A 13760-nucleotide genomic window follows, 5' to 3' on the forward strand; every position below is an offset into this window, starting at 1 on the left:
AATGTATTCGGGCCCCATATAGTCCTATTATGGTAAACCTTAAGCGTAATAATAGGTTGACTATATATTCCTTTTCGCTGTATATTGTAATTAGATTGTAAACTTACTCATATAAATTAGTTAACCTATGCGACAGTAAGTATTCGCTTGAGAGGAGCTTTGTATGAAGCAGTTAGGTATTTCTATAATTGGTACAGATACAGATGTAGGTAAGACGTTTGTGACCGGGTTATTGGGGGCGATGGCTGTAGACGATGGCTTTGCTGTTGGGATGGTGAAACCTGTGTCTTCTAGTGCAGTGCCTTTCCCTGAATGTGTGACGATGGATGAGGATAATTATAATATCGGTCTTGAGAGTAAAGATGCGACACATTTGATGCGCTCGGCAGGTATTCCTGAAGCTCGTCGTCATGAAGTGAATCCTTATGCTATTGCCGGTGATTTTTCTCCTCGCCTTGCAGCGGAATTGGCTGGTATCGAGATTGACTATGATGGCCTTGTAGAACATACATTAGATGTAGTGAGTCGCTATGACATAACCTTTGTAGAAGGTGCTGGCGGTATTACGACCCCTCTTTATGGAGATAAAACTTTCACGGATTTTATGAAAGATATCAAATTACCAGCTATTGTTGTAGCAGATGGTCGTCTTGGATCAATTAATCGTGCTGTTTTGACTTGCGAATATGCTAAATTGCATGGTATCGAGGTGAAAGCTATTATCGTAAATGATACGACAGCTGTAGATTTGTTCTTGTTGAAAACAAATGTGGCAGATATGGAGCGTTACGCAGGTGTTCCTGTAGTAGCTGTAGTACCGCTATACCAAGGCCCAGATATTCACAAGGTTCAACTTGGCTGGGCTCGTTCCTTTATTGATTCTAAGGAATTATGGAACACAGTATTAGGTCTATAAAGTTTAGATGCGATACTTTAGCATATATTAGTGATGGAAACTTAGCATAAGTTATATACATCAATTTGGCGTAGTTAGATATGCACAGTAATTTAACTTACATTATTTATAGTTATAGTTTATTTATAGTCATAGAGAGTTATAGTTTGTAAAACTTAGTAAGTATGAGGTGACGAAATGGCAGAGAAACAGCTTTCACAAGCAGCACAATGGGACCACGAGTTTGTATGGCATCCATTTACACAAATGCAAGATTGGCTAGCACAAGAGCCAGTAGTAATTGAACGCGGTGAGGGGGTATATCTCATCGATGAGAACGGTAAAAAGTATTACGATGGCGTATCCTCCTTGTGGGTTAATATTCATGGTCACAACCATCCTGTATTGAACCAAGCATTGAAGGATCAAACCGATAAAATTGCACATAGCACATTATTAGGTCTCGTAAGTCCTCCGTCTGCACAATTGTGTAAAGAACTTGTAGAGCTTGCTCCAGAAGGCCTCGATAAAGTATTTTTGTCCGATGATGGCAGTACAGCTATCGAAGTGGCTATTAAAATGGCATATCAATATCGTCAGCAAGTGGGCCAAACTAAGAAAACTAAGTTTATCGCCCTCAATGCAGGCTATCATGGGGATACATTAGGCACGGTATCCGTAGGTGGTATTCAATTATTTCACCAAGTATTTCATAATCTATTATTTAAACCATTAACATTGCCAAGCCCTGGTGTGTATAGAGATTTGGCAGATCGAGATAAAGCTTTTGAAGAGTCGTTGACTGAATTGGAACGTATCCTTAACGAAGAAGGTGATGAAATTACAGCTCTTGTTATGGAACCATTGGTGCAAGCAGCAGCGGGTATGCTCGTAATGCCTCACGGCTATTTGAAACGTGTTCGTGAGTTAACAGAACAACACGATGTATTCCTCATCGTCGACGAAGTGGCTACAGGCTTTGGTCGGACTGGTAAATTTTTTGCCTGCGAGCATGAAGGCGTATCTCCAGATTTTATGACCTTATCCAAAGGCATCACTGGTGGGTACCTTCCATTAGCAGCAACATTGACTACAAAACGCGTATTCGATGCATTCCTCGGCACTTTTGAAGAAAAGAAAACCTTCTATCATGGTCACTCTTATACCGGTAATGCCTTGGCCTGTGCCGTTGCGTTGGCTTCTTTGAAAGTATTCCGTGATGAAAAGGTAATTGAACAATTGCCTGCTAAAGTAGAAGCTTTCACAAAGGCTTTAGAACCTATTAAGTCATTGAAGCATGTTAAAGAGGTTCGTCAGCGAGGCCTCATCGTAGGTATTGAACTTGAAAAAAATGTGGCAACTCACGAAGCGTATCGCCCAAATGATGCAGTCGGTGCTAAGGTGGCAATCCTCGCCCGTGAGCAAGGGCTTATCTGTCGTCCTATCGGTGACGTGGTTATTCTCATGCCTCCATTGGCATCCACTGTGGAACAATTAGAGGATATGGTTCGTATTGTGGGTGAAAGTATCCAACGTGCAACTGAGGAAGAGGGGATACTTGAAGATATGCGCCCAATTATTTTATAATGCTAAATTAATTATTGGAAAGCTACACCTATTGTCTTTTGTTAGTAGTTTAAGGCAATGGGGTGTAGTTTTTTTGGTATAGCATATCGAAATTTCGTCATATTTTAAACTATAGACTATACATTGCCAAAATTCGATGATTATTTAGCATATCTATGATACTATATATGTATAAAGGAGGTCATCGTATGGACATTTATGTAATTATGCAAGTTATTATTTTATTTGGTGCCATCTTCCTCGGTGTTCGCCTAGGTGGCATGGGCATCGGTTACGCTGGCGGCCTTGGGGTTGTGTTGTTAAGCCTTGGTATGGGGATGTTTCCGGGACAGATTCCATGGGATGTAATTCTGATTATCATGTCTGCTATCGCAGCCATCTGTGCTTTACAGTTAGCCGGCGGTCTTGATTATTTAGTGCGCATTGCTGAAAGTATTTTGCGTAAAAATCCTAAGCATATCAACTACTTAGCACCAACTGTTACGTATTTCTTAACTATTTTAGCGGGTACTGGTCATACAGCATTCTCTATGATTCCAGTAATCGTAGAGGTGGCGAAAAGTGAAAACATTAAGCCATCTGTGCCATTATCCATCGCCGTTGTAGCAAGCCAAATTGGTATTACAGCGAGTCCTGTATCGGCAGCAGTAGTTGCTATGAGTGGGTTCCTTGAACCATATGGTGTTAACTATCCTACATTGCTTGCCATCTGTATTTCCACAACATTCGTAGGGGTTATGATTACGGCATTTATCATGTCTACCTTTGCGAATAATGATTTATTTTCTGATCCAGTATATCAAGAACGTTTGGCGGCAGGTCATGTGACGCCACCTCGTGAAAAAAGCACTGATTTCCATTTAAAACCAGGCGCAAAAACTTCTGTACTAATTTTCTTGATTGGTATCATTTGTATCGTATTCTACGCAACTGCAATTTCCAAAAATATTGGCCTTATTAAACCAGTTATCTTTGGTCGAAACGATGCTATCATCGGATTTATGATGATTATTGCGGCTGCTATAACATTCTTCTGTAAGCTTGATACAGCAGAACTTGTTAATACAAGTACATTCAAATCCGGCTTATCTGCTTGTGTCTGTGTACTAGGCGTAGCATGGTTGGGCGATACCTTTGTAAAAGGTCATATCCCTGAAATTAAAGCACTCGCTTCTAGCATGGTAACAGCATATCCGTTCCTATTGGCGGTAGCCTTCTTCTTTGCAAGTACATTGTTGTATAGCCAAGCGGCAACTACACAAGCTTTGGTACCAGCTGTAATTCTAGCTCTCGGTATTACACCAGAGAACACAGGATCTGTTTATATTATTATCGCATCCTTCGCAGCTGTATCTGCACTCTTCGTATTGCCTACATATCCAACACTTTTGGGGGCTGTACAAATGGACGATACGGGCTCTACGCGAATCGGTAAGCTTGTATTTAACCATCCGTTCTTTATTCCAGGCGTACTTGCCATCGCCATTTCTGTAGCACTCGGTTTCGTAGTGGCTCCGTTGATGCTGTAATTGGTGAAAGCTAAATAAGGTTAATACAAAATATATTTTAAAACTAAAAAGGACGTAACTATCAGTTGCGTCCTTTTTGTTGTTTAAACATTAGTTGTCTATTTTCTACTTCTTGTTTTTGCACTTCTTACAAATCCCTGCGATCTCAAGGTGATGTTCCGTTACAGTAAATCCTGCATCGTTAAGTTCTTGTGGCATTTCTACGACGGGACAGGTATGGAGCGGTATCATGGCACCACAGCTCGTACATACAGCATAGTGTCGATGTGTATGAGGGGTAATTTCATAATATGCCATCTCACTACCCATGAGCGTGGTACGTGTAACGATACCCTTAGTTTCTAATAGTTCAAGTGTACGGTAGATAGTAGACATCCAAGTAGTGCTACCATTACCTAAGCGTTCTGCGATTTCAAGGGCTGTAATAGGTTTATCTGTAGTTGTTAATACAGACCAAATGGCTTCGCGCTGTTTGGTCTTTTTTATGCCTTCCGGCCAAGCTGTTGTATTCATAACTCTTTTTCGATTCTGTTTTAATACTAAAACTGTTATACACTTGTATAGTTAGATGATTTATATGGCTAATAATATATCAAATATACTATCGGATTTAGTTAGCTGTATTTTTTTATTTAACTAACTATATTATTCAACTCTAACTAGCTATATTATTCTAACTAGCTATGTTGTTTATATCTAAACATATTAATGATTGTTTTAGTTTATTTGCTAAACTGCATGCGTCGTATGATAGCTCGAATATTCTTAATGACTAATATTACTAGTAAAATACCTACCGATGTTAGAGATACGAAGCCACCAGGAGCTACGTTAAGGAAATAGGATCCAAAGAGTCCAATGATCATAGCGAGCAAGCTAAATCCAATGGAGCATAATAAAGTTATTTTAAATCCTTTTTCTAATTGTAATGCAGATGCTACAGGTAACGCAATCATGGCACTCAATACGAGGACACCAACAATTTTAATAGAAATTGATACGGCCGCAGCCATTAAGATGGCAAAGATATAGTTAATAAAATCTACCTTAACACCTGCTACACGAGCGGCCTCTTCATCATAGGCGATGTAAAGAAGTGAGTTGTATAGGAAATATAAGGTGAGTACAGATAAGATTGTAAGCACAGCAATACTAATCATATCAGTTGCGTTTACCGTTAGGATGCTACCAAAAAAGAATACATTTGCGTTAGCCTTTAGTTTTCCTGAGCTAATAAGCGTAATAGCAGTACCAATGCTGAGGGATAAGATTATAGTAAGAATCAAATCGAGATGGTGTGAAAAATATTTTCGCAAGAACTCGATGAGTGCACCGCAGATAGCAGTAAAGATAAAAGCCCCTAAAATTGGATTAGTATTCGTCAATAAGCCTAGCGTAATACCTGCTAGAGATGCATGACTCATGGTGTCCCCAATCATACTGGAACGGCGTAGCACCATGAAGATACCAATACATGGACATAAAAGAGAAATACAAATCGCTACGAAGAAGGCATTTTGCATGAAATCATAATTAAACATGGTGCACCTCCTCAATTGTGGTATCATCGGCCTGAGCCTGAGACTCTGTTGTTACATCTGTGAAACAGGAGCAGTTTTCGTGATCTATTGGATTGTGACCTGTACTGTGCATGATTTCACTAGCATATTGCTCAGGGGAGCAAAGGTGACCTTGACCATTTGCAATATGGTAGATATTAGTTGAGTTAGCTAAGGCCATTTCGATATTGTGCTCAACAGAGATAATCGTAATATGGTGTTTTTGGTTCAAATTGCGAAGTAGAGCATAGATGCCCTCTTGGCTTTTTCTGTCGATACCTGTTGAAGGCTCATCGAGGATGATGAGATCTGGCTTACCGATGAGGGCGCGGGCGATAGATACACGCTGAGCTTGTCCACCTGAAAGTTTGCTGATGAGACGGTCTTTAAATTCCGTCATATGGGTAAGCTCTAATACGCGATTGACTTCCTGCTTATCCTTAATCTTTAAAAGTTTTCGGTAGGAATCGAGGATTTCTTTTACCGTAATAGGAAAGCCTGCGTGAGAGAAGTCATTTTTTTGAGACACATACCGAATATTATTGGTGCTTCGCTTGATAGAACCTTTTACCGGTGTAAGAAAACCTAAAATAAGACGGAGTAAGGTACTTTTACCACACCCATTATCCCCAACGATGGATATATAATCACCACTGTGAATATGTAAATTAAGGTCGTTTAGCACATAAGGAGGTTGACCTTGATAGGAAAAATAAAGATGTTCTATTGATAACATATGAAAACCACATTTCTGATTGACAAAATTCTAAGTAAGTTTATACTATAACTATATTACAAATGCAACTGAGTCGCAACTGCAACTAAAGAATAGAGTGTATTCTGTATAGGCATAGCGATCAGGATTTTACAAAGGAGGACTACGATGATCAAGAAACTGATTTTGTTAGTTGTAGGTATTATGATGGCTGCTTTATTTGCAGGTTGTGGCAATGATGCACCGAATGCACAGAAGGAACAAGCAGGTAAAAAAATCCAAGTGGTAACAAGTTTTAATGCAATGGCTGAGTTTACAAAGGCTATTGGTGGTGACAAGGTAGAGGTATCTACTATTATACCAGATGGCGTAGAACCACATGATTTCGAGTTGAAACCTGAAAATATGAAACAATTGGCAACAGCTCAAGTGTTTGTGTATAACGGTTTTGGTATGGAGCCTTGGGCAAAACAAGCTATCGAAGCAGCTAAGAATGATAAACTCGTATCTGTTGTAGCTACTGAAGGCGTTGAAGCTATTAAAAATACTGATCCAGAAGAAATTAAAGAACATGGTGCAGAAGATCCTCATGCATGGTTATCTTTGAAAAATGCTAAAATTGAAGTGAAAAATATCAAGGATGCTCTTGTAAAAGTTGACCCAGCAAACAAGGATTATTATGAAAAGAATTATACTGAATACGTTGCTAAATTAGATGCAATGATTAAAAAATATGAAGAGCAATTCGCTAAAGCTCCGCATAAAAACTTTGTTACAGGCCATGCAGCGTTTGCGTACCTATGCCGTGACTTTGGTTTAGAACAAAATAGTGTGGAAGATGTATTTGCTGAAGGCGAACCAAATGCAGCGCAATTGGCTAAACTCATCGAATACGCTAAAGAAAACCATATTACTACTATCTTTGCAGAAGAAATGGCTAGTCCAGAAGTATCCAAAACTTTGGCACAAGAAGTAGGCGCTCAGGTAGAAACTATTTACACTATCGAAAGTAACGAAGATAATAAAACATACTTAGAACGTATGGATGAAAACCTTACAAAAATTGCAGCATCTTTGCAATAAGATAAATGAAAGAGCAGCCCCTAGTGGGCTGCTTTTTTGCGTTATAATAGGCTAAAATAATATCTTAAAAGTTAGATTATATAGTATAATATATTATCAGATTAAATAAAAAGGAGACTTGATATGGTTATCATTAATAAATCAGGGGTTGCTGATGAAAGGTCTTGACCATAATCTTTTCTTAGATTTACGTATTCGTGGTGGTTCGGGTGGATTAAGCACCATGGAACTAGTTAATGTTTTTATTATGGCACAACTCATGTCTAAGCAATTTGGTCTAAATCTTTGGATAACGGGTATTTCTTTTTACATAGTATCCTTCATCTTTGGTGTAGGAGGTATAATGTTGTCCATGACGGTTTAAATATAGTTTGTGTTACGATTAGAAAAATATAGGTGTTTTGGAGGTTCTATGGAAACAAAATGGTATTCAGATATTTGGCAGCTTATGGTAGCTCCATTTAAACGTGGTATTCCACAGATTGTAGAGCATGGATCTTGTCGCAAAGGGTTCTATGCTACAGTAGCTTTGGCATTGGTGGCATTCGTATTTTCAAATATTCTACCTACTTTTTTGAGTATGATATTTGTGGATAAACTTAGTGTTGCACTTACTGGTGCGGCGGCTCTTTCTGGGGCCGGTATATTAGGCCTAGCGGTTGGCTTGCTATTTGCTTTTATTGGTATTGCTATTTATTCTGCGATTTTCTCTTGGGTCGCCAATAAATTTGATGCCCATACTACATATGAGTCTGTGTTAAAAATCATGTGGTACGAACAAGCTTATAATCAGATTATGGGCTTAGTATATTTCATTGGCTTCCTATTACTATCATTGCCATTTTTGTTGCTACTAGGCTCTAATCCTGACTCTATAGTAGGTAGTATTGTATGGATAACTATTATTATATTCGCAACGATAGCTTTTGCAGTCTATACATTCTGGGTATGCTTAACATTGTTGAGTCGCCAAATTAATAAATCCCGTTTAGCAACTTTTGGTATTTCTATTATTACGAGTTTGATTCCTGTAATCCTTTTAGGTATCTTGATTGGCATGGTAGTACTTGCTACTTCCAGATAATTACATAACATGAAAGGGGCTGTAACAAAATACCCCTTACTACGAAAAAAGCTATTAGCTGATTATATATAATCTGCTAATAGCTTTTTCTGTATTTTATAAGGGAAAAGGGCCCCGAAGGACCCATTCCATTAGGATAATTAAAGTATGAAAAGATGTCTGTTTTGTGCTATAATGATGAACGGAAAATGAAAAGGAACTATTTTTTATAGCTCCTTATTGTGTGTTGTATGTTATAGTATCTAAACTTAAATGTTGTGTATGTATATTGTGTAAAAGGTGGTGATACCTATGATGGTAGGTTTAATGCAGTTTATCTATCGTTTATTAAACCCTATTGAAGAGAATAATCCTCGTATGTATCACTTTGATATTGCCTATGGGCAACTCATAGGAATGTTGCTATTAACACTTATATGCTATCAATTTACTATTGTAGGTGAAGGCGTATATTTAGATGCTATACGTGCGTTTATACGTAATTCTTCGTTATTAGTAAGGTGGGAATCGCTATCTCTTCCAGTAGGTCAACATGAAATACAACTTTTTTTGGAACAGATGGGTAGTCCTAGAGAATTTTGGAATATGGGTCGCTTTGCATGGGTAATCGGAAAAGTTATTTTCATGGCATATATCATTATAGTTTATGCGGTTGCTCAACAGCGTAAATTTTATGTTCGAACTGTTACAACTGGTATTTTGCATATCATGTCATTTGCTCAACTTGTTGTGGCATTGATTACTTTTACAGCAGGGATTATGCTGATTTTAACTTCGGTACCATTAATACTGCAAGCGATCATTGGCTTCTGTATGATTGTGCTATGTGTTTTAAGTACCGTATTATTGTTACAAACTATGGGACGTATTGTGGGAGCATGTATTAATGGGACCCCTTATGAAGGTCTGATTCTAATGTTGATTGCTCTTTTGGTAGCACACGTGTTTGAATGGATTTATATGTTGACTCGATAAAATACATATGATATATCTAGGACGAGAGTTGGCTCGTCCTTTTTTATTAGCTTTAAACTAAAAGGAGCATTTATGACATGGTATAAGGATATATTGCATTTATTTACCAAGCTTAGCGAACAATCTTTTCAAAATATTATTAATTATGGATCTCATACAAGAGCCATTCTGAATCTAGTCGTATCTACTATTGTATTATATATAATGACCTATAGCTTACCGTTTATGGTGAAAGTTATATCTCCAATGCTCGGGATTAAACGGATTACTGGGTTAACTCATTTTGATGTAATTAGTATTTTAGCAAGTTCTGTATTTTTAATTTTTCAAATTATCATCGGTTCATTTGTTATATGGCGCTTACTTGTTTTATTAGGTGGTCGTGGTACTTATGATGGGGTATTGCGCAATTATATATATGGATTAGCTTATACAAATGCACTTCGCACGGTTGTCTTAGTATTAATTCATATACTAGGGATTATTTTTTTCTCTTTGTCTCTTCAAAAATATGTAGGGGATATGGCTTATCTTATTACGATGTTCAGCCAGTATTATGCCGTGTTCATTGTAGCCCAATTAATGAGACGTTATGTTGAATTAGGTATCATTAAAACCTATATTGTTATCTTTATTGTGGCATTATTATCTGTCTCTGTATTACCTCAATGGATCCGTTTTGTTCATACCCTTTTCAAATGATGTATTATGATAAGAATTAAAAACCGCAAGATAGAAATCTTGCGGTTTTTGTTCACTCTATAATAAGTTGGGCTTCGTAGTGTTGTAACAATAGTTCTACATTATCTTCGTCGTATTCGATTTGTTGTGACCATCTTGCAACTTGTTTTAAGGGTTGTCCATCTAAGGCGCTGGCTATAAGTATATAGTCAGTACCATCCTTTGCATAAGCTAAGATAGATTCCAAGGAATAGTCTGATAGCATATCGATTTGGCGATACAATATATATTGGTACACTTTGTTAAATAGGCTCATATCTTCATGCTGTATACAGGTCTGTACGGATGTGATGAGTTGGTCTAGTTTACTAGATAATGTATTAACTTGTGCTGTCCAATTCTCATCGATGGGTTCCGTTTGTTTATATAGGTCTAATAGTTCTTTGAAAGACTGCTTTGAGGGCTTTGGCGTATATTGGAATAGATTAGGATCTAAATCAAAGGCTAATAATTCAAAAACATTGTGGAGTGTTAATCGCTCCTCAGAATTGAATTCATTATGGTCATCTTCAATTGTAAAGAGGAGTAAGTCCATTGGTTCTTGTCGGGCTAATAGTTCAACCGAAGCTTCACAAGATAATCCAACGCCACATAGTTCTAAGTCTTCAATGTATTTATAAAAGCGTGGATGCATATGGCAGGTGTTGCAAAGTCCTTCTTCTCCCAATTCAAGAACTACTTTGCATAGACCTTTTTCATTGAGTAAGGGACACATAGGTTGTGCTTTAGAAAAGATAAAATGACTGCCTTCATCATCAACAGTGATGGCTTGGCGTAAGCTTTCACCAAGAGAACCTGTCATGGAATGATAACGTTCAGCAGTAGGCTCATCTATATCGATGGTCCACAGCTGACAACATGTATTTTCGCATTGATCGGCCTTGCATTGAAATTCGTGATATATAGTGGGGTAAATTGAAATCATAGTTAGCTCACATGTAGTTACAAAAATGAATCTATGTGCATTGTATCATAGGGCGTAGGTACATGCACTAATTATATAAATAAAGATTATAAACCGCGTTGATTTAGTGTATAATTGTATATATATTGTTATGATAACTGTTTGAGATATGGAGGAACCAATGAGATCATTTTTTGTAAAAGGTAGCCTTGTATTGGCCTTGGCAGTGGCATTTGGCATGCCAAATGCAAGTGCAGCCCCTTTAGTAGCTGTAGAGCCAACTGTGGCAGTTGTTGATGGCAACCATGCGGCGATTGTAGGCGCTAATGGTTTATTAAATGCCTTTATCCAAAATCATCCAAATGCAGGAATTACGGAAATCGCCTTTGATGCGGATGGAGGTCAAATTAAGTATGATGTTGAAGGTTTTGATGAATCTGGTAAGTATGAGTTAACGTATATCTATGCTACTAATCAAATCTTTGAAAAGCGCGAAGGGGACTTCCATAAATCACTAAAGAAAAAATCGTTTGATCCTCGGGAAATCTTACCGCCTGCAGCTGTGGTGAACTTTGCTTATGCCCAAACAAAAGGTAAAGCTGTGAGCCTTAATGAATGGGCTGTGCACTATGATAAAGGTAAGATTGTGTACAAAGTTAGCTTTGGTACAGCAGATAATAAAGAGGTACATGTGCGTATGGATGCAATGAATGGTAAATTGCTATCTGTTAAATTTGACGATTAATATATGATTGACTAGTTATTATATCTTAATAGTGCCTAGTTATTTTATTCTGAATATAATAATTAAATGCCTTAATACTATTTTTCTTAAAAAAATAACTAGTATTGAGGCATTTTTTGTGAAAGTTTGCTCATGAATGTGAAATTTTAGATATCGATACGTATATTTTGAAGCCGTTTATCCCTTATATATGGGATAAACGGCTTTTGATATGTTTTTCATGGAATTTTTAAGTATAAAGTAAATCCCATAGGATTTCATAGGAATTATATATAAATTCATTCTAAACTCACTATAAAATAAGCTTTTAACAGTGCTTCTACATTTTGACTTCATAGACTGTCGATAGTATGTGTACCAGTCGAAAGACAAACTCAAGTATATCTGAAATTTCCAAGCTATATATCTACAAGTCCATGCTGGATATATGTTTTGGAACTTACATGATGACATTGAGTTGACTGGAAATATACATGCGTAAAGTTGCATGTAAATGAATTAATAAGGAGGACAATATGAAAAAATCTATTTTAAAAAGTAGTATTGCTTTAGCAGTGGCTGGCGTATTTGGTGCCACTGTAGCTGTAACAGCAGCTGAACCAGTAACTCCAATGCCTGTTACACAAGAAACAGCGAGTGCAGCGACTCCAGCACAACCAGTTACTGATCCAGTAGTTCCTACTACAGCGGTGGCTCCAGATGTGGCTACTACTGCAGTTGCACCTAAAACTCCGGTAGCTCCTGTAGCAGATGGTAATCAAGTAGGTACAGCAGTTCGTAATACTACACCAGTTCCAACAGCTACACAAGATGTTAAAACACCAGTAGCTCAAGAAACTGTAGTACCTAGCACAGAAAATCCTGCAGCAGCAGTTCCTACTATTGAAACTGCATCTGTAGCTAAAGCTCCTAGTGAAACAAGAGTAGTACGCGGTGGTGATAAAAAATCTGAATCTGTAGTAAAGCATGATAAAGACGTTAAAAATACTAAAAAAGCTGCAGTAGACAAAGCGCCTAAAGTAAAAGTTGTGAAAGACGAAAAAAAGGCTGATAAAGAAGAGCCTACTAAAGAGGAAAAAAAAACTCTAAAAGTAGAAAATCACAACCTAGCACAACCAATCAGCAAGAAGGTGTAGTAGACCAAAATAGTATTTTCGTAGTTGGTGCTAATTATTTAATTGACCAATTCGAAAGTAAATTTGGAAACTCCAAAATCACTAATGTATCCTTCAAAACTCAAGGTAAAACTGCCATCTATGAAGTAGCTGGTTTTAATACTAGTGGTGCTCATTCTATGACTCTAGATGTGGCTACTGGTAATGTAACGGATGGTACTCCTAAAGCATATGACGCATCTATGGAAGCTAGTGCTATTGATGCTGGAACAGTAATACCTCCACATGTGGCAATTAATGCAGCTTTCGTACAGTCTGGCAAGGTAGCGACTGGTATTAATACGTGGTCTCTTGCTAATCAAAATGGTAAACCACTATATACCATAGAATTCCATGATGCACAAAATAAACCGATATCCGTTGTATTGGATGCTAAAACAGGGACGGTAGCAAAATAAGTTGATCTCCTATTCTATAGCGCTGTAAAGCAAACCCTTTCAAAAACGAACACTAAGCACTCAAAACTATACACACATAACATAAATACACTTACACACACATACACAACACATAAAACACACACAATAAACAACACACACACAATAAACAATTACACACAGCCCTCTGGATTGGATAGATAAACATTGACTCTCTCCTATGCCGTCTATCGTTCAGAGGGCCCCTTATGAATTGTGGTTCCCTCCGAATCATAAGATTATATACTTGGTATATATACTCTCTCTCACAATAAGAACGTAACTGCTTTACAGCACGCTGGGTATAGGAGAGCAAGAAAGCCCGTATCACATGTAGAATTCTACATGTGAT

General features: G+C 37.6%; 15 protein-coding genes. 11 read left to right on the forward strand and 4 right to left on the reverse strand.

Annotation, left to right across the window (positions count from 1 at the left end):
- The first annotated feature begins 163 nt into the window (after window positions 1–163).
- From bioD to AAA071_RS07175, 3 genes are all read left to right on the forward strand, one after another.
- Entirely contained in the window at window positions 164–916 is a 753-nt protein-coding gene (bioD, locus tag AAA071_RS07165) for a dethiobiotin synthase (protein ID WP_349234099.1), read from the forward strand.
- A 177-nt stretch (window positions 917–1093) separates the two neighbouring features.
- On the forward strand, window positions 1094–2482 hold the full coding sequence (gene bioA / locus AAA071_RS07170) for an adenosylmethionine--8-amino-7-oxononanoate transaminase (protein ID WP_278456693.1): 1389 nt from the start codon (window positions 1094–1096) through the stop codon (window positions 2480–2482).
- A gap of 188 nt (window positions 2483–2670) precedes the next feature.
- Window positions 2671–4011 carry an anaerobic C4-dicarboxylate transporter gene (locus tag AAA071_RS07175; RefSeq protein ID WP_278456692.1) on the forward strand — a complete coding sequence of 447 codons (1341 nt, stop codon included), beginning with the start codon at window positions 2671–2673 and terminating at the stop codon, window positions 4009–4011.
- A gap of 105 nt (window positions 4012–4116) precedes the next feature.
- Here the strand turns inward: AAA071_RS07175 and AAA071_RS07180 are convergent, their stop codons facing one another.
- The 3 genes from AAA071_RS07180 to AAA071_RS07190 all read right to left on the reverse strand — a co-directional run bounded on the left by AAA071_RS07180 (window position 4117) and on the right by AAA071_RS07190 (window position 6306).
- Entirely contained in the window at window positions 4117–4524 is a 408-nt protein-coding gene (locus tag AAA071_RS07180) for a Fur family transcriptional regulator (RefSeq protein ID WP_227037671.1), read from the reverse strand.
- A gap of 209 nt (window positions 4525–4733) precedes the next feature.
- Window positions 4734–5552 carry a metal ABC transporter permease gene (locus AAA071_RS07185; protein WP_278456691.1) on the reverse strand — a complete coding sequence of 273 codons (819 nt, stop codon included), beginning with the start codon at window positions 5550–5552 and terminating at the stop codon, window positions 4734–4736.
- Window positions 5545–6306, reverse strand: coding sequence for a metal ABC transporter ATP-binding protein (locus tag AAA071_RS07190; protein WP_101928713.1), 762 nt, complete (start codon window positions 6304–6306; stop codon window positions 5545–5547). Before AAA071_RS07190 ends, AAA071_RS07185 begins: the two co-directional genes overlap by 8 nt.
- Before the next feature lie 147 nt (window positions 6307–6453).
- Between AAA071_RS07190 and AAA071_RS07195 the strand changes: the two genes are divergently transcribed.
- The 5 genes from AAA071_RS07195 (at window position 6454) to AAA071_RS07215 (ending at window position 10129) form a co-directional block, all read left to right on the forward strand.
- Window positions 6454–7368 (forward strand): metal ABC transporter substrate-binding protein, encoded by a 915-nt coding sequence (locus AAA071_RS07195; RefSeq protein ID WP_349234100.1) that lies wholly within the window; start codon window positions 6454–6456, stop codon window positions 7366–7368.
- A 154-nt stretch (window positions 7369–7522) separates the two neighbouring features.
- Complete coding sequence (locus AAA071_RS07200) at window positions 7523–7732, forward strand: hypothetical protein (RefSeq protein ID WP_316581562.1); 210 nt, start codon at window positions 7523–7525, stop codon at window positions 7730–7732.
- Window positions 7733–7780: 48 nt separating this feature from the next.
- The gene (locus tag AAA071_RS07205; RefSeq protein ID WP_278456689.1) at window positions 7781–8452 is read left to right on the forward strand and encodes a hypothetical protein; all 672 of its coding nucleotides are present in this window, start codon (window positions 7781–7783) and stop codon (window positions 8450–8452) included.
- Between the two features lie 291 nt (window positions 8453–8743).
- Entirely contained in the window at window positions 8744–9427 is a 684-nt protein-coding gene (locus tag AAA071_RS07210; protein ID WP_287506924.1) for a hypothetical protein, read from the forward strand.
- 72 nt (window positions 9428–9499) lie between these two features.
- Window positions 9500–10129, forward strand: coding sequence for a hypothetical protein (locus AAA071_RS07215; protein WP_155086327.1), 630 nt, complete (start codon window positions 9500–9502; stop codon window positions 10127–10129).
- Between the two features lie 52 nt (window positions 10130–10181).
- Here AAA071_RS07215 and fliB read toward each other — a convergent pair whose 3' ends face one another.
- Window positions 10182–11093 (reverse strand): flagellin lysine-N-methylase, encoded by a 912-nt coding sequence (gene fliB, locus AAA071_RS07220; RefSeq protein WP_155086328.1) that lies wholly within the window; start codon window positions 11091–11093, stop codon window positions 10182–10184.
- Between the two features lie 160 nt (window positions 11094–11253).
- Between fliB and AAA071_RS07225 the strand changes: the two genes are divergently transcribed.
- The 3 genes from AAA071_RS07225 to AAA071_RS07235 all read left to right on the forward strand — a co-directional run bounded on the left by AAA071_RS07225 (window position 11254) and on the right by AAA071_RS07235 (window position 13390).
- Window positions 11254–11817, forward strand: coding sequence for a PepSY domain-containing protein (locus tag AAA071_RS07225; RefSeq protein WP_287506927.1), 564 nt, complete (start codon window positions 11254–11256; stop codon window positions 11815–11817).
- 515 nt (window positions 11818–12332) lie between these two features.
- A complete protein-coding gene (locus AAA071_RS07230) occupies window positions 12333–12953 on the forward strand; it encodes a ribonuclease E (RefSeq protein ID WP_287506929.1) in 621 nt (206 codons plus the stop codon).
- A 158-nt stretch (window positions 12954–13111) separates the two neighbouring features.
- Window positions 13112–13390 carry a PepSY domain-containing protein gene (locus tag AAA071_RS07235; protein WP_060919385.1) on the forward strand — a complete coding sequence of 93 codons (279 nt, stop codon included), beginning with the start codon at window positions 13112–13114 and terminating at the stop codon, window positions 13388–13390.
- The last annotated feature ends 370 nt before the right edge of the window (window positions 13391–13760 follow it).

Origin of the sequence: Veillonella parvula (assembly GCF_040097785.1) — a bacterium.
Lineage (GTDB): Bacteria > Bacillota > Negativicutes > Veillonellales > Veillonellaceae > Veillonella > Veillonella parvula_D.

Coding starts and splice junctions, on each gene's coding strand:
- AAA071_RS07210 (WP_287506924.1), top strand. CDS start 8,744: ATGATGGTAGGTTTAATGCAGTTTATCTATCGTTTATTAAACCCTATT.
- AAA071_RS07195 (WP_349234100.1), top strand. CDS start 6,454: ATGATCAAGAAACTGATTTTGTTAGTTGTAGGTATTATGATGGCTGCT.
- AAA071_RS07185 (WP_278456691.1), bottom strand. CDS start 5,552: ATGTTTAATTATGATTTCATGCAAAATGCCTTCTTCGTAGCGATTTGT.
- fliB (WP_155086328.1), bottom strand. CDS start 11,093: ATGATTTCAATTTACCCCACTATATATCACGAATTTCAATGCAAGGCC.
- AAA071_RS07230 (WP_287506929.1), top strand. CDS start 12,333: ATGAAAAAATCTATTTTAAAAAGTAGTATTGCTTTAGCAGTGGCTGGC.
- AAA071_RS07205 (WP_278456689.1), top strand. CDS start 7,781: ATGGAAACAAAATGGTATTCAGATATTTGGCAGCTTATGGTAGCTCCA.
- AAA071_RS07225 (WP_287506927.1), top strand. CDS start 11,254: ATGAGATCATTTTTTGTAAAAGGTAGCCTTGTATTGGCCTTGGCAGTG.
- AAA071_RS07180 (WP_227037671.1), bottom strand. CDS start 4,524: ATGAATACAACAGCTTGGCCGGAAGGCATAAAAAAGACCAAACAGCGC.
- AAA071_RS07190 (WP_101928713.1), bottom strand. CDS start 6,306: ATGTTATCAATAGAACATCTTTATTTTTCCTATCAAGGTCAACCTCCT.
- AAA071_RS07235 (WP_060919385.1), top strand. CDS start 13,112: ATGACTCTAGATGTGGCTACTGGTAATGTAACGGATGGTACTCCTAAA.
- AAA071_RS07175 (WP_278456692.1), top strand. CDS start 2,671: ATGGACATTTATGTAATTATGCAAGTTATTATTTTATTTGGTGCCATC.
- bioA (WP_278456693.1), top strand. CDS start 1,094: ATGGCAGAGAAACAGCTTTCACAAGCAGCACAATGGGACCACGAGTTT.
- bioD (WP_349234099.1), top strand. CDS start 164: ATGAAGCAGTTAGGTATTTCTATAATTGGTACAGATACAGATGTAGGT.
- AAA071_RS07200 (WP_316581562.1), top strand. CDS start 7,523: ATGAAAGGTCTTGACCATAATCTTTTCTTAGATTTACGTATTCGTGGT.
- AAA071_RS07215 (WP_155086327.1), top strand. CDS start 9,500: ATGACATGGTATAAGGATATATTGCATTTATTTACCAAGCTTAGCGAA.